The sequence below is a fragment of the Kitasatospora sp. NPDC058162 genome (assembly GCF_042884005.1).
In the GTDB taxonomy this organism is placed as follows: Bacteria; Actinomycetota; Actinomycetes; order Streptomycetales; family Streptomycetaceae; genus Kitasatospora.
Map to the genome: position 1 here is coordinate 153,887 of NZ_JBHVUS010000010.1, position 16,487 is coordinate 170,373.

16 protein-coding genes are annotated in these 16,487 nt (G+C 71.5%); 2 read left to right on the top strand and 14 right to left on the bottom strand.

The window, feature by feature from the left end; genetic code table 11:
- Positions 1-11: 11 nt before the first annotated feature.
- A complete protein-coding gene (locus ACFVXG_RS21450) occupies positions 12-719 on the bottom strand; it encodes an MBL fold metallo-hydrolase (RefSeq protein ID WP_387929709.1) in 708 nt (235 codons plus the stop codon).
- 238 nt (positions 720-957) lie between these two features.
- Here ACFVXG_RS21450 and ACFVXG_RS21455 point away from each other — a divergent pair, with 238 nt between their 5' ends.
- Both ACFVXG_RS21455 and ACFVXG_RS21460 read left to right on the top strand, forming a co-directional pair.
- On the top strand, positions 958-1,803 hold the full coding sequence (locus ACFVXG_RS21455) for a peptidylprolyl isomerase (protein ID WP_387929711.1): 846 nt from the start codon (positions 958-960) through the stop codon (positions 1,801-1,803).
- A gap of 263 nt (positions 1,804-2,066) precedes the next feature.
- On the top strand, positions 2,067-3,296 hold the full coding sequence (locus ACFVXG_RS21460; protein ID WP_387929712.1) for a DUF349 domain-containing protein: 1,230 nt from the start codon (positions 2,067-2,069) through the stop codon (positions 3,294-3,296).
- A gap of 82 nt (positions 3,297-3,378) precedes the next feature.
- On the opposite strand, the gene ACFVXG_RS21465 is transcribed toward ACFVXG_RS21460, so the two are convergent.
- From ACFVXG_RS21465 to ACFVXG_RS21525, 13 genes are all read right to left on the bottom strand, one after another.
- Positions 3,379-5,814 (bottom strand): RelA/SpoT family protein, encoded by a 2,436-nt coding sequence (locus tag ACFVXG_RS21465; RefSeq protein WP_387929713.1) that lies wholly within the window; start codon positions 5,812-5,814, stop codon positions 3,379-3,381.
- A 178-nt stretch (positions 5,815-5,992) separates the two neighbouring features.
- A complete protein-coding gene (locus tag ACFVXG_RS21470) occupies positions 5,993-6,544 on the bottom strand; it encodes an adenine phosphoribosyltransferase (protein WP_387929715.1) in 552 nt (183 codons plus the stop codon).
- A gap of 26 nt (positions 6,545-6,570) precedes the next feature.
- Positions 6,571-7,671 (bottom strand): protein translocase subunit SecF, encoded by a 1,101-nt coding sequence (secF, locus tag ACFVXG_RS21475; protein ID WP_387929717.1) that lies wholly within the window; start codon positions 7,669-7,671, stop codon positions 6,571-6,573.
- 4 nt (positions 7,672-7,675) lie between these two features.
- Positions 7,676-9,544: a protein translocase subunit SecD gene (gene secD, locus ACFVXG_RS21480; RefSeq protein ID WP_387929718.1), complete on the bottom strand. Its 1,869-nt coding sequence runs from the start codon at positions 9,542-9,544 to the stop codon at positions 7,676-7,678.
- A 147-nt stretch (positions 9,545-9,691) separates the two neighbouring features.
- Positions 9,692-10,111, bottom strand: coding sequence for a preprotein translocase subunit YajC (gene yajC, locus ACFVXG_RS21485; RefSeq protein WP_375890010.1), 420 nt, complete (start codon positions 10,109-10,111; stop codon positions 9,692-9,694).
- 262 nt (positions 10,112-10,373) lie between these two features.
- Positions 10,374-11,444 (bottom strand): Holliday junction branch migration DNA helicase RuvB, encoded by a 1,071-nt coding sequence (gene ruvB, locus ACFVXG_RS21490; protein ID WP_387929720.1) that lies wholly within the window; start codon positions 11,442-11,444, stop codon positions 10,374-10,376.
- Positions 11,445-11,508: 64 nt separating this feature from the next.
- Positions 11,509-12,120 (bottom strand): Holliday junction branch migration protein RuvA, encoded by a 612-nt coding sequence (ruvA, locus tag ACFVXG_RS21495; protein ID WP_350509816.1) that lies wholly within the window; start codon positions 12,118-12,120, stop codon positions 11,509-11,511.
- A complete protein-coding gene (gene ruvC / locus ACFVXG_RS21500; RefSeq protein ID WP_387929722.1) occupies positions 12,117-12,686 on the bottom strand; it encodes a crossover junction endodeoxyribonuclease RuvC in 570 nt (189 codons plus the stop codon). The genes ruvA and ruvC overlap by 4 nt, the downstream gene beginning before the upstream one ends.
- Positions 12,687-12,838: 152 nt before the next feature.
- Positions 12,839-13,597 carry a YebC/PmpR family DNA-binding transcriptional regulator gene (locus ACFVXG_RS21505; protein ID WP_387929724.1) on the bottom strand — a complete coding sequence of 253 codons (759 nt, stop codon included), beginning with the start codon at positions 13,595-13,597 and terminating at the stop codon, positions 12,839-12,841.
- Between the two features lie 90 nt (positions 13,598-13,687).
- A complete protein-coding gene (gene pdxT, locus ACFVXG_RS21510; RefSeq protein WP_387929725.1) occupies positions 13,688-14,305 on the bottom strand; it encodes a pyridoxal 5'-phosphate synthase glutaminase subunit PdxT in 618 nt (205 codons plus the stop codon).
- Positions 14,306-14,400: 95 nt separating this feature from the next.
- The gene (gene pdxS, locus ACFVXG_RS21515; RefSeq protein WP_350509813.1) at positions 14,401-15,312 is read right to left on the bottom strand and encodes a pyridoxal 5'-phosphate synthase lyase subunit PdxS; all 912 of its coding nucleotides are present in this window, start codon (positions 15,310-15,312) and stop codon (positions 14,401-14,403) included.
- 149 nt (positions 15,313-15,461) lie between these two features.
- A complete protein-coding gene (locus tag ACFVXG_RS21520; RefSeq protein ID WP_350509836.1) occupies positions 15,462-15,962 on the bottom strand; it encodes a hypothetical protein in 501 nt (166 codons plus the stop codon).
- Positions 15,963-16,050: 88 nt separating this feature from the next.
- Positions 16,051-16,419, bottom strand: coding sequence for a 5-carboxymethyl-2-hydroxymuconate Delta-isomerase (locus ACFVXG_RS21525; RefSeq protein ID WP_387929727.1), 369 nt, complete (start codon positions 16,417-16,419; stop codon positions 16,051-16,053).
- Between the last annotated feature and the right edge of the window lie 68 nt (positions 16,420-16,487).

Consider the following 16,487-nt stretch of genomic DNA (forward strand, 5'->3'; position numbering starts at 1 on the left):
CTTCTCTTCCGTCACATTCCTCGTCGCGGGAAGGCCGGGGCGCCCGGCGCCCCCGCTGCCTCTCGGAGGTAGGGGTTGGTGGCGCGCTCGCGGCCGATGGTGGTCTGACCGCCGTGGCCGGAGAGGACCACGGTGGAGTCGTCGAGGGGCAGGCACACCCGGGCCAGCGAGCGCATGATCGCTTCGCCGTCCCCGCCCGGGAGGTCGGTACGCCCGATGGAGCCGGCGAACAGCAGGTCGCCCGAGAACAGCACCGGGGGGAGGTCCTCGGCACCGGGCGTCCGGAAGGTCACCGACCCCCCGGTATGGCCCGGGGCGTGGTCCACGGTGAGCCGCAGGCCGGCCAGTTCCAGCACGCTGCCGTCGGTGAGTTCGCGCACGTCGTCGGGCTCGCCGACGGTGAGCTCGCCCATCAGCTGGGTGCCCAGGGAGCGGCCGAGCGCCTTCTCCGGGTCGGACATCATGTACCGGTCCTCGGGGTGGATCCAGGCCGGGACGCCGCGGGCGCCGCAGACCGGGACCACCGAGGCGACGTGGTCGATGTGGCCGTGGGTGAGCAGGACGGCGACGGGCTTGAGCCGGTGCTCACGGATGAGCTCCTCGACGCCCTGCGCGGCCTGGTGCCCGGGATCGACGATGACGCACTCCTCGCCCGCCGCCGGCGCGACCAGGTAGCAGTTGGTGCCCCAGGCTCCAGCGGGGAATCCGGCGATGAACACGCGCGTCCTTCGGGTGTGTGCGGCGGTGAGCTGCGATGGCTACCAGTAGTGATGACGTAAGGGAAGCCTACCGGCGGTCCGGGCCCGGTTGCGAACCAGATAGGCGATGGCGGGCCGGGGCCATGACAGGTTCACCGCGTCCTTACGGGCCCGGTCCCTACACTTGGCCGCCGATGGGTGCGATGATCCGCTCCGTAACCCATCCACTTTTCCCGCACATGCTCAGGAGACACGGCCGGTGGTCAGCAGCGAACAGCGGCGGCGGCAGCTCGCCCGCGAGAAGTACGAGCGCCAGATGCAGCGCCGCGCCGAGGCGGCGTCCGCCCGCAAGCGCCGCAACACGATCCTGGGCGCCGCGCTCGCCGTGGTGGTGCTGGCCGGCGGCGGCGGACTGTTCGCCGGCGGCGCGTTCAGCTCCGACGACAAGGACAAGAGCAGCTCGGCCGCCTCCACCCCGCAGGCCGCGCCGAGCCAGGGCGACCCGACCAAGGCCGACCCGGCCGCCGCCCCGACCCGCAAGCCGGTCGAGGGCTGCGCCGCCCCGGCGCCGGGCTCGCCCAACGGCAAGCAGTTCAAGGCCGAGCCGGCCATGTCGGTCGACGCCGGTGCCGCGTACACCATGGCGCTGGACACCAACTGCGGCAAGGTCACCGTCGCGCTGGACGCGGCCAAGGCCCCGCACACCGTGAACTCGTTCAACTTCCTGGCCGGCGAGCAGTACTTCGACCACACCAAGTGCCACCGGCTCACCACCGACGGCATCTTCGTGCTCCAGTGCGGTGACCCGACCGCCAAGGGATCGGGCGGCCCCGGCTACCAGTTCGCGGACGAGAACCTGACCGGTGCGACCTACCCGGCGGGCACCGTGGCGATGGCCAACGCCGGCCCGGGCACCAACGGCAGCCAGTTCTTCCTGGTCTACAAGGACACCCAGCTGCCGCCGAACTACACCCCCTTCGGCAAGATCACCGGCGGCCTGGACGTGGTCCAGAAGATCGCCGCCGCGGGCACCCTGGAGGGCGCCGGCGACGGCCACCCGATGGCCGACGTCACCCTCAACTCGGTTACGGTGTCGAAGGGTTGACCGGCCCCGGGGTCGGGCGGCGGGCGGCGGACGCGCCTCCCGCCCGGCCCCGGACCGAAATCGCCCGGCCCGGATGCGGACAGCACCGGTCCTGGTCGCCTATGTTGGCGTTGTATAGGGTGCCCGGACCCGCCTAGCCGTCACCCTCGGCAGCAAGGCACGGCGGACGGGGACGGCGGACTCATCGGTCCGCCGCACATCAACTGTGGACGACGATCGCGCGCCGCCCCGGCGCGGGCGCGACGTCATGTGGAGGACGCGCTATGAGCAGCGACCCGTGGGGCCGTGTGGACGAGCAGGGCACGGTGTACGTCAGGACGGCGGACGGCGAACGCGTCGTGGGTTCCTGGCAGGCCGGCTCGCCCGAGGAGGCCCTCGCCTACTTCGAGCGCAAGTACCAGGGCATCGAGGTGGAGATCGGCCTGCTGGAGAAGCGGGTGCGCACCACCGACCTGGCCGCCAAGGACGCCCAGACCGCGCTGGAGCACCTCCGCGCTCAGGTGACCGAGGGGCACGCGGTGGGCGACCTGGACGCGCTGGCCAAGCGGCTGGACACGCTCACCGGTGAGATCGAGAGCCGGCGGGAGGAGCGCAAGGCGGCCCGCGCCAAGGCCCAGGACGAGACCCGCACCGCCAAGGAGGCGCTGGTCTCCGAGGCCGAGCAGCTCGCCGAGTCCACCCAGTGGCGGGAGGCCGGGGACCGGCTGCGCGCCCTGGTGGACACCTGGAAGGGCCTGCCGCGGCTGGACCGCAAGAGCGACGACGAGCTGTGGCACCGCTTCTCGCACGCCCGCTCGGTCTTCTCCAAGCACCGCAAGGCGCACTTCGCCACCCTGGACGCCGAGCGCGAGCAGGCCCGGCAGACCAAGGAGGCGCTGGTCTCCGAGGCCGAGGCGCTGTCCTCGTCCACCGACTGGGGCACCACGGCGGCCACCTACCGCGACCTGATGGCGCGCTGGAAGTCCGCCGGCCGGGCGCAGCGGGACGTCGAGGACGAGCTGTGGGCGCGGTTCCGCGGCGCGCAGGACGTCTTCTTCCAGGCCCGTTCCGCGGTGTTCAGCGAGCGGGACGCCGAGCAGGTGGAGAACCAGAAGCTCAAGGAGGCGCTGGCCACCGAGGCCGAGGCGATCCTGCCGATCACCGACCTCAAGGCCGCCAAGGCCGCGCTGCGCGAGGTCAACGAGCGCTGGGAGGCCATCGGCCACGTGCCGCGCGACATCCGTCCGAAGCTGGACGGCCGGCTGAACGCGGTCGAGCGGGCGATCCGCGAGGCCGAGGACGCCGAGTGGAAGCGCTCCAACCCGGAGGCCAAGGCCCGCGCGGCCGGCATGGTGGGCCTGTTCGAGGCGAAGGCCGACAAGCTCCGGGCCGACCTGGACAAGGCCCGCTCGGCGGGCAACGCCGGCAAGGTCGCCAAGCTGGAGGCCGAGCTCTCCGGTGTGGAGACCCTGCTGGAGCAGGCGCACAAGAGCCAGGAGGAGTTCAGCGGCTGATAGCGGCCCGCTGAGGCCACTGGCCCGCTGCACGAGGAAGGCCCCCGGGGAGCTCCCCGGGGGCCTTCCTCGTGCGCTGCGGCTACTTGCGGGCGGAGGTGACCCGGTAGACGTCGTACACGCCCTCGACGCCGCGGACCGCCTTGAGCACGTGGCCCAGGTGCTTCGGGTCGCCCATCTCGAAGGTGAAGCGGCTCATCGCCACCCGGTCCCGGGAGGTCTGGACCGCCGCCGACAGGATGTTGACGTGCTGGTCGGAGAGCACCCGGGTGACGTCCGAGAGCAGCCGGGAGCGGTCCAGCGCCTCGACCTGGATGGCCACCAGGAAGACCGAGGACTGGGTGGCCGCCCACTCGACGTCGATCATCCGCTCGGGCTGCTGGCTCAGCGCCTCGACGTTGACGCAGTCGGCGCGGTGCACCGAGACGCCGTTGCCGCGGGTGACGAAGCCGACGATCGGGTCGCCCGGCACCGGGGTGCAGCAGCGGGACAGCTTGACCCAGACGTCCTCGACGCCCTTGACGATCACGCCCGGGTCGCCCTTGGCCCGGCGGCGCACGGCCCGCCGGTTGTCGTGGGTCGGGGTGGCCGTCTCGGCCAGGTCCTCGGTGGCACCCTCCTCGCCGCCGAGCGCCTGGACCAGCTTCTGGACGATGTTCTGCGCGGCGACGTGCCCCTCGCCGATGGCGGCGTAGAGCGAGGAGATGTCGGGGTAGCGCATCTCGTGGGCCAGGGTGACCAGCGAGTCCCCGGTCAGGATCCGCTGGATCGGCAGGCCCTGCTTGCGCATCGCCCGGACGATCGCCTCCTTGCCGTGCTCGATCGCCTCCTCGCGGCGCTCCTTGGAGAACCAGGCGCGGATCTTGTTGCGGGCGCGCGGGGACTTGACGAAGCCGAGCCAGTCCCGGGAGGGGCCGGCGTTCTCCGCCTTGGAGGTGAACACCTCGACGGCGTCGCCGTTCTCCAGGGTCGACTCCAACGGCACCAGGCGGCCGTTGACCCGGGCCCCTATGGTCCGGTAGCCGACCTCGGTGTGCACCGCGAAGGCGAAGTCGACCGGGGTAGACCCGGCCGGCAGGGCTATCACGTCGCCCTTGGGGGTGAAGACGAAGACCTCGTTGCTGGCCAGGTCGAAGCGCAGCGACTCCAGGAACTCGCCCGGGTCGGCGGTCTCCTTCTGCCAGTCCAGCAGCTGCCGCAGCCAGGCCATCTCGTTGACGGCGCCGGCCTTGTCGTCCTTGCGGACCTGGGTCGGGGTGTCGGTGCGGATCTTGGAGGCCCCGGCGACGGCGCGCTGCTTGTACTTCCAGTGCGCGGCGATGCCGTACTCGGCCCGCCGGTGCATGTCGAAGGTGCGGATCTGGAGTTCGACGGGCTTGCCGCCGGGCCCGATCACCGTGGTGTGCAGCGACTGGTACATGTTGAACTTGGGCATCGCGATGTAGTCCTTGAACCGCCCCGGCACCGGGTTCCACCGCGCGTGGATGGTGCCCAGCGCCGCGTAGCAGTCGCGGACGGTGTCGACCAGGACCCGGATGCCCACCAGGTCGTAGATCTCGGCGAAGTCCCGGCCCCGGACGATCATCTTCTGGTAGACCGAGTAGTAGTGCTTCGGCCGGCCGGTGACGGAGGCGGTGATCCGGGCGCCGCGCAGGTCCGCCTGGACCTGGTCGATGACGGTCGCCAGGTACTCGTCCCGCTTGGGGGCGCGCTCGGCGACCAGCCGGACGATCTCGTCGTACATCTTGGGGTAGAGGATCGCGAAGGCGAGGTCCTCCAGCTCCCACTTGATGGTGTTCATGCCCAGCCGGTGCGCCAGCGGGGCGTAGATCTCCAGCGTCTCGCGGGCCTTCTTCTCCTGCTTCTCCCGCTTGAGGTAGCGCATCGTGCGCATGTTGTGCAGGCGGTCGGCGAGCTTGATCACCAGGACCCTGGGGTCCTTGGCCATCGCCACGACCATCTTGCGGACGGTCTCGGCCTGCGCGGCCTCGCCGAACTTGACCCGGTCCAGCTTGGTGACGCCGTCGACCAGCAGGGCCACCGAGTCGCCGAAGTCCTTGCGCAGGGTCTCCAGGCCGTAGTCGGTGTCCTCGACGGTGTCGTGCAGCAGCCCGGCCATCAGGGTCGCGGCGTCCATGCCGAGTTCGGCCAGGATGGTCGCGACCGCCAGCGGGTGGGTGATGTACGGGTCGCCGCTCTTGCGCTTCTGCCCTCGGTGCCACTTCTCGGCGACGGCGTAGGCGCGCTCGATGTCGCGCAGCAGCACCGGGTCGGCCTTGGGGTCGTTCGCCCGGATCGAGCGGAACAGCGGCTCCAGGACGGGGTTGAGCACGCTGGAGCGCTGACCGCCGAGGCGGGCCAGCCTGGCGCGCATGCCGCCGCCGGTGCCGGAGCCGCGGCCGAGCGGGGCCAGCTGGCGCGAGGAGGCCGGTGTGGGGCGTGCCGGGGTGGCCCCCGAGGGCGTGGGGCGGTTCTCGGGGGCGGCCGCTGCGGCCGTGGGCACAACCTCGTCGGGCAAGGACACTCCTCGGGGGCACCGGGGCCGACCCCTGCCGAGGCCCGTGCGGTCCGGACGCAACCGGGAGGGGATGAATCTTCATGGTACCGAGCCGGGCGGCCCGGTGTTCATCCGGCCGGGCCCGGAAACGGAAGGACGGCGGTCGGATGATCCGACCGCCGTCCTTCCGTCATGCCCTTCAGACCGTGACCAGCGTCTCCAGCGGAGCGCCGTCCAGGTGCCCGGCCAGCCGCTCGCGGCCGTCCAGGAAGCCCAGCTCCATCAGCACCACCACGCCCGCCAGCTCGGCGCCGGCCTCCTTCACGAGGTCCAGCGAGGCGCCGATGGTGCCACCGGTGGCCAGCACGTCGTCCACCACCAGCACCCGCTCACCGGGCGCGAAGGCGTCGCACTGGACCTCCAGCGTCGCCGAGCCGTACTCCAGCTCGTACGAGCGCCGGAACACCTCGCCGGGCAGCTTGCCGGCCTTGCGGATCGGCACGAAGCCCAGTCCGGCCGCGAAGGCCGCCGGAGCCGCCAGCACGAAGCCGCGCGCCTCCAGGCCCACCACCTTGGTCGCCCCGAGCGCCAGCGCCCGGTCCGCCAGCGCCCTGGTGAGGGCGCCGAAGGCCTCGGCGTCGGCGAGCAGCGGCGCGATGTCCTTGAACAGCACACCCGGCTTCGGGTAGTCCGGGACGTCCCGGATCCGGCTGTCCAGCAGCTCGGCCAGTGCGGTGTCGGCGGTGGTCATGGTGGTGTTCGTCCTCAGGATCGGGTTCAGCGCTTGGTCGACGGACGGCCCTTGGCACGCGTGGTACCGGCCGACCGACCGCGCTGACCGACCATACCCGCAGTCTGGTCGTCCTCCGCGCCCTCGTCCGTCGCCACCGCGTCGCCGGACTCCGCCTTGGCGGCCGCGGCGGCCCGGTGCTGCAGGACGCGCTTGCGCAGCGCCTTCATCTCCGGCTGCTCCTCCTTGAGCTGCGCCAGCAGCGGGGTGGCGACGCAGATCGAGGAGTAGGCACCGGCCGCGAGGCCGATGAACAGCGCGAGCGAGATGTCGTTCAGGGTGCCGGCGCCCAGCAGGCCGCCACCGATGAACAGCAGCGCGGCGACCGGCAGCAGCGCCACCACGGTGGTGTTGAGCGAACGCACCAGGGTCTGGTTGAGGCCCGCGTTCGCCGCCTCGCTGTAGGTGAGCTTGTTCTGCTTGGTGATCCCCTTCGCGTTCTCCTTCACGGTGTCGAAGACGACGACCGTGTCGTAGAGCGAGTACCCGAGGATCGTCAGGAAGCCGATCACCGTACCGGGGGTGACCTCGAAGCCCACCAGGGCGTAGACGCCGATGGTGATCAGGAGGTCGTGGATCAGGGCGACCAGGGCGGCCACCGCCATCCGCCACTCGAAGGCGATCGCCAGGTAGACCGTCACCAGGACCATGAAGACGATCAGGCCGGTGAGCGCCTTGTCGGAGATCTGCTTGCCCCAGCTGGGGCCGATCACCTGGGCCTCGACGGTGTCCAGCGGCACGCCGAGCTTCTGCGAGAGCTGGCTGCGGATCTCGTCCGAGCTCTTCGTCTCGTCGGTGCTGACCTGGATGCGGATCTTGTTGCTGTCCGTCGACTGCACCAGCGGGTGCGAGGAGACGATCCCGTCAGCGGTGTCCTGCGCCTGCGAGATCGTCAGGCCCGGCTTGGTCACGGTGTAGACCGAGCCGCCCTTGAACTCGATGCCCAGGTGCAGACCCATCGCCAGGCCGATCGCCGCGACCAGCACGATGACGCCGGAGATGGAGTACCAGAGCTTGCGGCGCCCGACGAAGTCGAAGCTGACCTCGCCCTGGTAGAGCCGGTGACCCAGATTGGAGAAGCGCGACACGGTGTCAGGCCTCCTTCACGGCGGCAGAGGAGGAGCTACGGCGACGGGTGCTGCGCAGCGGCGGGCGGGCGCCCAGCCGCTTCGGGTCCAGACCGGACAACGGGTGGCCGTCGGAGAAGAACTTCCGGCGGGCCAGCAGCGTGATCAGCGGCTTGGTGAAGAGGAAGATCACCACGACGTCCAGCGCGGTGGTCAGACCGAGGGTGAACGCGAAGCCCTGGACCTTGCCGACCGAGACCACGTAGAGCACCGCGGCACAGAGGAAGGAGACGAAGTCCGAGACCAGGATGGTGCGCCGGGCGCGCGGCCAGGCCCGCTGGACGGCCGGGCGCAGCAGGGCGCCCTCGCGGACCTCGTCGCGGATGCGCTCGAAGTACACGATGAAGGAGTCCGCGGTGATACCGATCGCGACGATCGCACCGCAGACCGCCGGCAGGTTCAGCGCGAAGCCGATCCCGCCGCCGAGCAGGCTCATGATCGAGTAGGTCAGGGCCGCCGAGACGAGCAGACCGGCGATCGAGACCAGGCCGAGGCCGCGGTAGTAGACCAGCGAGTAGGCGACCACCAGCAGCATGCCGATCGCGCCGGCGATGAGGCCGGCCTTGAGCTGGTCGCTGCCGAGCGCCGGGGAGACGGTGGTGATGTCGCCCTTCTGGAACTCGAGCGGCAGGGCGCCGTAGCTCAGCACGTTGGAGAGGTCCTGCGCCTCGGGCTGGCTGAACTGGCCGGTGATCACGGCGCTGCCGCCGGGGATCGCGTTCTTGACCTCGGGGTGCGAGACGACCTGGTTGTCCAGCACGATCGCGAACTGGTTGTTCGGCGGGGCCTGGGTGGCCAGCGCGCCGGTGACCTTGGTGAAGGCGTCGGTGCCGGTGCCGTTGAACTGGATCTGGACCTGCCAGCCACCACCGGACTGGAGGTCGAGGGAGGGCTGGGCCTTGGAGATGTCCGAGCCCTTCACCGCGACCGGGCCGAGCACCAGCTTCTCGTAGTAACCGCCCTTCACGGGCTTCTGCGAGCAGAGGACGACGGCCTTGTCGTCGGCGCCGGTCTGGGCCGTACGGGCCTCCGGCTTGGTGCAGTCGAGGGCGGCGAACGCGGCGGACAGCTCCGGCGGCACGGTGCCCTGGGTCATCGCCGCGGTCAGGTCGGCGGCGCTCGGCTGGGTGGCCTGGGCGCTCGGCGCGCCGGAGGCGGCCGGGGCGGCCGAGCCGGTGGCGGGGGCGGACGGGGCGGTGGTCACGCCCGTGGCGGCGGCGCTCGGGGTGGAGCCGTCGGCGGCCAGCGCCTCACCGACGGAGCGGCCCTGCTTGGTGGCGCTCGCGCTGCCGGAGGGGGTGGGCGCGTGGCTCGCGGAGGAGCTCGCACCGGCCGAGGGGGTGGCACCGGCCGAGGGGGTCGCGCTGCCCGACGGGGCGGCACTCGGGCTACCGGTGGCGCCGGCCGACGGGGTGCCGGTGGGCGCGGGCGGGGTGAAGCCGCTCGGCGCGACCGCCAGGACCGGACGGAAGAACAGCTTGGCGGTGGTACCGACCTGCTCCGCCGCGTTCTGCTTGTCGCCGCCCTTGGGGATGTTCACGATGATCGTGTCCGAGCCCTGGGTCTGGACCTCCGCCTCGGAGACACCCATCCCGTTGACGCGGCGCTCGATGATCCCGACGGCGATGTCCATGCTCGTCTTGTTGATCGCCTTGGGATCCGTCGACTTCGCGGTCAGCGTGATGCTGGTGCCGCCTGCGAGGTCGATACCGAGCCGGGGCTTGGTGTTGCCCGTCCCGAACATGAGGGCGACCAGTCCGACGGTGACGACCAGGATGAGGGCCAGCGCCCGCCCTGGGTAGCCGTCGCGCGGGCGCGACTTGGGTGTTGCCACCTTGCTCGTTTCTCCCTGTCCATGCCACTTAGCCGACCGGACCCCCGTCCGGCTCGTGGCGGGACGGGGGCATGGCGGGTCTGCGGCCCTGAGGTCCTGTGGGCTCGCGGCACTGTGCCGCGCGGCCGGGCGGGTTACCCGGCCGTACTACTTGCTCGCGGGAGCCCCGCCCTCGACATCCCCCTTGACATCGCCCTTCTCGGCGCTGTCCTTGGTGAGCGTCAGCGGCTTGTCCTCGACCGGCGCGGCGTCGGTGTCCTCGGCCTCCGGCTCGGACAGCTCGTCGTCGGCGGGGCGACCGTTGATGATCGCGTCGTACTCCTGGGGGTCCAGGACGGCCGCGATGGCGCTCTTGGTGAAGTGGGTGACCACGCCGGGAGCGATCTCCAGCTCGACGGTCTCGTCATTGACCGCCTTCACCTGGGCGTACAGGCCGCCGATGGTGCGCACTCCCGCCCCGGGCTCCAGCGAGGTCTGCATGCTCTGCTGCTGCTGCTGGCGCTTCTTCTGCGACCGGAACATGAGCACGATCGCGATGATCGGGAGGAGAAGGATGATGAGGTTCACTGCAGCCAGGGTCCTTTACGGGCCGCCGGCCGGCGGCCTGTGTGGTATGGGTCGGCCCGTCAGGTGAGAGGGGCGGTCCGGCGGAGTCTAGGCGACCCCGAACTGATCGGACAACGCCAAGCATCGCATCCTGCCGCCGAAAGTGGCGACCCTCCGCCTGCACAGTTTCCCCGGACATCTGCCCCGCATCCTCCCCGGGCCAGGTCACCGGGGAAGGAGGCGGGAACCGACGACCACCTCTCACCCGTTCGGCCGGGAGCGGTCAACTTCCGTCCGGCGGGAACAGCTCCGGCTGGGGCGGCACGCTGCCGCGCGTGGTCTGGAGCGGCGGGACGAGGCCCAGGTGCTGCCACGCGGCGGCGGTCGCGATCCGACCGCGCGGGGTGCGGGCGAGCAGGCCCTCCCGGACCAGGAACGGCTCGGCCACCTCCTCGACCGTCTCGGCCTCCTCCCCCACCGCGACGGCGAGGGTCGACAAACCGACCGGTCCGCCGCCGAACAGCCGCAGCAGCGCGTCCAGCACCGCGCGGTCCAAGCGGTCCAGGCCGCGGGCGTCCACCTCGTAGACGTCCAGCGCCTGGGCGGCGATCCCGGCGGTGACCACGCCGTCGTGCCGGACCTGGGCGTAGTCGCGGACCCGGCGCAGCAGCCGGTTGGCGATGCGCGGGGTGCCGCGCGAGCGCCCGGCGATCTCGGCCGCGCCGGCCGGGTCTATCTCCACGTCCAGCAGCGCCGCCGAGCGGTGCACCACCCGCTTCAGCTCGGACGGGGCGTAGAACTCCATGTGCCCGGTGAAGCCGAAGCGGTCGCGCAGCGGCGGCGGCAGCAGGCCGGCCCGGGTGGTGGCGCCGACCAGGGTGAAGGGCGGCAGCTCCAGCGGGATGGCGGTGGCGCCCGGGCCCTTGCCGACGATCACGTCGACCCGGTAGTCCTCCATCGCCATGTAGAGCATCTCCTCGGCCGGCCGGGACATCCGGTGGATCTCGTCGAGGAAGAGCACCTCGCCCTCGGTGAGCGAGGAGAGGATCGCCGCGAGGTCCCCCGCGTGCTGGATGGCCGGGCCGGAGGTGATCCGGATCGGGGCGCCCAGCTCGGCGGCGATGATCATGGACAGGGTGGTCTTGCCCAGCCCGGGCGGCCCGCTCAGCAGCACGTGGTCGGGCGCGCTGCCGCGCTGGCGGGCCGCCTGGAGCACCAGGGACAACTGCTCGCGCACCCGCTCCTGGCCGATGAACTCGTCCAGCAGCTTGGGGCGCAGCGCGGCCTCGACCGCCTGGTCCTCGCCGTCGGCGGCGGCCGTGACCAGCCGGTCGGCGGGTTCCGAGTCGTACATCCTCGCGGGCTCCAGAGTCTCCGGTATCGACGGTATCGACAAACGGACAGGTCGTCAGATGGATTCAGCGGGCGCGGTTGAGGCCGCGCAGGGCCAGCCGCAGCAGGGCGCCGACATCGGGCGTCTGCTGGGCCTCCGCCTCCGGCGTGACGGCGGCGACCGCGTCGTCCGCCTCGCGCGGGGCGTAGCCGAGGCCGGTCAGCGCCGAGTGCAGCTGCTCGCTCCACGGCGCCGGGCCGCTGGCGATCGGCTTCTGCGCGGGCACCGCGCCGTGCGGGGCACCCAGCTTGTCCTTGTACTCCAGCAGCAGCTTGGCCGCCTTCGCCTTGCCGATGCCCGGCACCGCGACCAGCGCCTTCTCGTCCCCGCCCGCCACCGCGGCGCGCAGCGCGTCGGGGCTGTGCACGCCGAGGATCGCCTGCGCCAGCTTGGGGCCCACGCCCGGCGCGGCCTGCAGGATCTCGAACACGGCCCGCTCGTCGTCGTCGGCGAAGCCGAACAGGGTCAGCGAGTCCTCCCGGACCACCAGCGAGGTCGCCAGCCGGACCGGCTCACCCAGCCGCAGCCCGGCCAGGGTGTTCGGGGTGCACTGGACGGCCATGCCGACCCCACCCACCTCGACCACGGCGACTCCGGAGGCGATGGCCGCCACCGGCCCTTGCACGAAGGCGATCACCGACTACTGCCTTTCACGGAGAAGGGGCCCTTCACGGGCGTGGAACGGGCCGCCAGGGCGGCGGCCTCGGCCGCGGCCTGCAACCGGTTGGTCGTCCCGCCGCGCCAGATGTGGCAGATCGCCAGCGCCAGCGCGTCGGCCGCGTCGGCGGGCTTGGGCGGGGCGTCCAGCCGCAGCAGGCGCTGCACCATGGCCGTGACCTGGGCCTTGTCCGCCCGACCGGAGCCGGTGACGGCGGCCTTGACCTCGCTGGGGGTGTGCAGGGTGACGGGGATGCCGCGCCGGGTCGCGCAGAGCATCGCGACCGCGCTCGCCTGGGCGGTGCCCATCACGGTACGGACGTTGTGCTGGGCGAAGACCCGCTCGACCGCGACCAGGTCGGGCCGGTGCTCGTCCAACCAGCTCTCCAGCCCCTGCTCGACCAGCAGCAGCCGCTGCCCGATCTCGGCGTCGGCCGGCGTGCGCACCACCCCGACCCCGGCCATCCGCAACGGCCGGCCCGGCGCGCCCTCGACCACGCCGACCCCGCACCTGGTCAGCCCGGGGTCAACACCCAGCACCCGCACGCCACGCCCCGCCTCTCGAAACCCCGCCACTCGTCGACTCGCGGGTGACCTTCGCGAAGGCTACCGCCCGGGTCCGACAACCCCGCCGACGACACCGGCCCGGCGGTCCTGGGACCACCGGGCCGGGCAGTGAGAACGATCACTCAGCGCCGTTACTCGGCGTCGAGCTGCGCACCGACCTCGTCGGAGATGTCGAAGTTGGCGAAGACGTTCTGCACGTCGTCGCTGTCCTCGAGGGCGTCGATCAGCTTGAGGATCTTGCGGGCGCCGTCGACGTCCAGCTCGACCTGCATGCTCGGGAGGAAGTTGGCCTCGGCCGAGTCGTAGTCGACGCCGGCGTCCACCAGCGCGGTGCGCACGGCGACCATCTTGGAGGCCTCGGAGACGATCTCGAAGGACTCGCCGAGGTCGTTGATCTCCTCCGGCTCCTGGTCGAGGACGACCTCGAACAGCTTGTCCTCGTCCACGCCGTCCGCCTTGGGGACGATCACGACGCCCTTGCGGTTGAACAGGTACGACACCGAGCCCGGGTCGGCCATCGAGCCGCCGTTGCGGGTCATCGCGACGCGCACGTCGGAGGCCGCGCGGTTGCGGTTGTCGGTGAGGCACTCGATCAGGACGGCGACACCGTTGGGGCCGTAGCCCTCGTACATGATGGTCTGGTAGTCGGCGCCGCCGGCCTCCAGACCGCCACCGCGCTTGACGGCGCGGTTGATGTTGTCGATCGGGACCGAGCTCTTCTTCGCCTTCTGGATGGCGTCGTAGAGGGTCGGGTTACCCGCCGGGTCGGGACCGCCGGTGCGCGCCGCCACCTCGATGTTCTTGATCATCTTGGCGAAGAGCTTGCCGCGCTTGGCGTCGATCACGGCCTTCTTGTGCTTGGTGGTAGCCCACTTAGAGTGGCCGGACATCGCCAGCTCCTTTACGTCGCCAAAGGGAAATGAAACAGGAGAGATCTTACCGGTGTCGTCGCCGGTAAGGCGCACACGGCTACCGGAGCCCTACCGGGCGGCGAGGTGCTCCTCGACCATCTTCACGAAGTAGGCGTGCACGCGGTGGTCGCCGGTGAGCTCCGGGTGGAACGAGGTGGCCAGCAGGTTGCCCTGGCGCACGGCCACGATCCGGCTCTCCGGGCCGTCCGCACCGGGCAGTTCGGCCAGCACCTCGACGCCCGCGCCGACCGCCTCGACCCAGGGGGCGCGGATGAAGACGCCGTGCACCGGCGCGTCGTCCAGGCCCTTGAAGGCGAGGCCGGACTCGAAGGACTCGTTCTGCCGGCCGAAGGCGTTGCGGCGCACGGTCATGTCGATGCCGCCGACGCTCTCCTGGTCCTCCCGGCCGTCGAGGATCTTGTCGGCCAGCATGATCATGCCCGCGCAGGTGCCGTAGACCGGCATCCCGGCGGCGACCCGCTCGCGCACCGGGTCCATCACGCCGAACAGCAGGGCCAGCTTGGACATGGTGGTGGACTCCCCGCCGGGGATCACCAGTGCGTCGACCTCGGCCAGCTCCTCGGCACGGCGCACGGGACGGGCCAGCGCGTCTGCCTCGGCCAGCGCCACCAGGTGCTCGCGGACGTCGCCCTGCAGGGCGAGGACGCCGATGACTGGAGTGCTCACGGTCTTCAACCTCTATCGATCGTTACTACGGACGGACGCGGCGCGGCCCGCCGCACACCGAAGCGCTGCGGCGGGCCGGCGAAGGGCGGGAGTGATTACCAGCCGCGGTTGGCGTAGCGCTCGGTCTCCGGCAGGGTGTCGCAGTTGATGCCGACCATGGCCTCGCCCAGGTTCCGGGAGGCGTCCGCGATGATCTTCGGGTCGTCGAAGAAGGTGGTGGCCTTCACGATGGCGGCGGCGCGCTTGGCCGGGTCGCCCGACTTGAAGATGCCGGAGCCGACGAAGACGCCCTCGGCGCCCAGCTGGCGCATCAGCGCGGCGTCGGCCGGGGTGGCCACGCCACCGGCGGAGAACAGCACGACCGGCAGCTTGCCGAGCTCGGCGACCTCCTTGACCAGCTCGTACGGGGCGCGCAGCTCCTTGGCGGCGGCGTACAGCTCGTTGTGGTCGAGCGCGCGCAGCTGGCCGATCTCGTTCTTGATCTGGCGCAGGTGGCGGACGGCCTCGACGACGTTGCCGGTGCCGGCCTCACCCTTGGAGCGGATCATGGCCGCGCCCTCGGCGATGCGGCGCAGGGCCTCGCCCAGGTTGGTGGCACCGCAGACGAAGGGGGTGGTGAAGGCGAACTTGTCGGAGTGGTTGACCTCGTCGGCCGGGGTCAGCACCTCGGACTCGTCGATGTAGTCGACACCCAGCGACTGCAGGACCTGGGCCTCGACGAAGTGGCCGATGCGGGACTTGGCCATCACCGGGATGGAGACCGCGGCGATGATCTCCTCGATCATGTTCGGGTCGGACATGCGGGCCACGCCGCCGTCCTTGCGGATGTCGGCGGGAACCCGCTCCAGGGCCATGACGGCCACCGCGCCGGCGTCCTCGGCGATCTTCGCCTGCTCGGCGTTGACCACGTCCATGATCACACCGCCCTTGAGCTGCTCGGCCATGCCGCGCTTGACCCGGGCGGTACCGATCTGCGGCTGGTCTGCGGTGGTGGGGGTGGTGGACACGTGAGACCTCACTCGAAGATGAACCAGTGCTATCGCCCTATGGTAGGCGGAACGGGTGGCCCAACCATGCGCCACCAAGTCCAGCCCGGACGACGGGATGCGACAAACGGGCCGTATCCGGGGACAGCCTATGCAGGCGCCCCCTCGGGCTACGCAGGCGCTCCCTCGGGCGTCAGGGCGGCCGGTGGGGCATCGTCCATCTCGAAGGCCATCGGGAACGGCGCCTTGCCCGCCAGGCGGAAGTACCGCACCAGCCGGTGCTCCCGCACCGCCCGCGCCGCCCGCACCGCGTCGTTGTGGAACCGACGGGCCATCGGCACCCGCCGCACCGCGGCCGTCAGATCACGAACCGCCTCCTCGCCGCCCGGCTCGGCCACCAGCGCCGCCACCTGCTCCGGCTCCTCGAACACCGCCCGCAGCGCCAGACTCAACTGGCTCTCCGCCACCTCGCGGTGCTCGTCCTCGGCCTGCCGGGCCGCGTGCGCCGCGTCCAGCAGCAGCAGCGAGGCCGCCGGATCCAGCAGCGAGGACGTTGCCAGCTCCATCGCCACCGAGGCCCGACGGACCAGCTGCGCGTCCAGCGCCGCCCGCGCCGCGTCGATCCGGGCGTGCAGCCGGTCCAGACGGCCGGCCGTCCAACTCAGGTACATGCCGAACAGCACCACGGCCACGCCGGCCCAGATCCAGGTAGTCACGGACCGCTACGTTACCGGGTGTCACCGGCCGCCCCGCCCGGTGTCAGCCCTGGACGAGGCCGTTGCGGTAGCTCTCCCGGTCGATGTCCGCGACGTTCACCGCGGTGAACAGCCGCGTCCCCGGCGCCGGCCGCACGTGCTTCGCCAACAGCGCCATCACGCCCTCGCTCAGCGCCGCCTTCGCCTCCGGCGCACGGCCCGGGAAGAGCTGGAACTCGACGTACACCTGGGCGTCGCCCACCGACCCGTCGGAGCCGACCACCAGGTCCTCGCTCCGCCGGAACAGCGTCTTGCAGGACCCCGGCTTGGCGTCGATCGTCTCCTCCGCCAGCCGGTTGATCGCCAGGCCCAGCGCCCGGCGGTCGAAGGCCCCGGCCAGGCTCGACGAGTAGTCGACGGAAATCTGCGGCATCGTTCCCCCATGGGTCACAGTGGTGCGGTCGGCCCGACCCTAACCCCGCTGACACCCGGTCCCGCGCA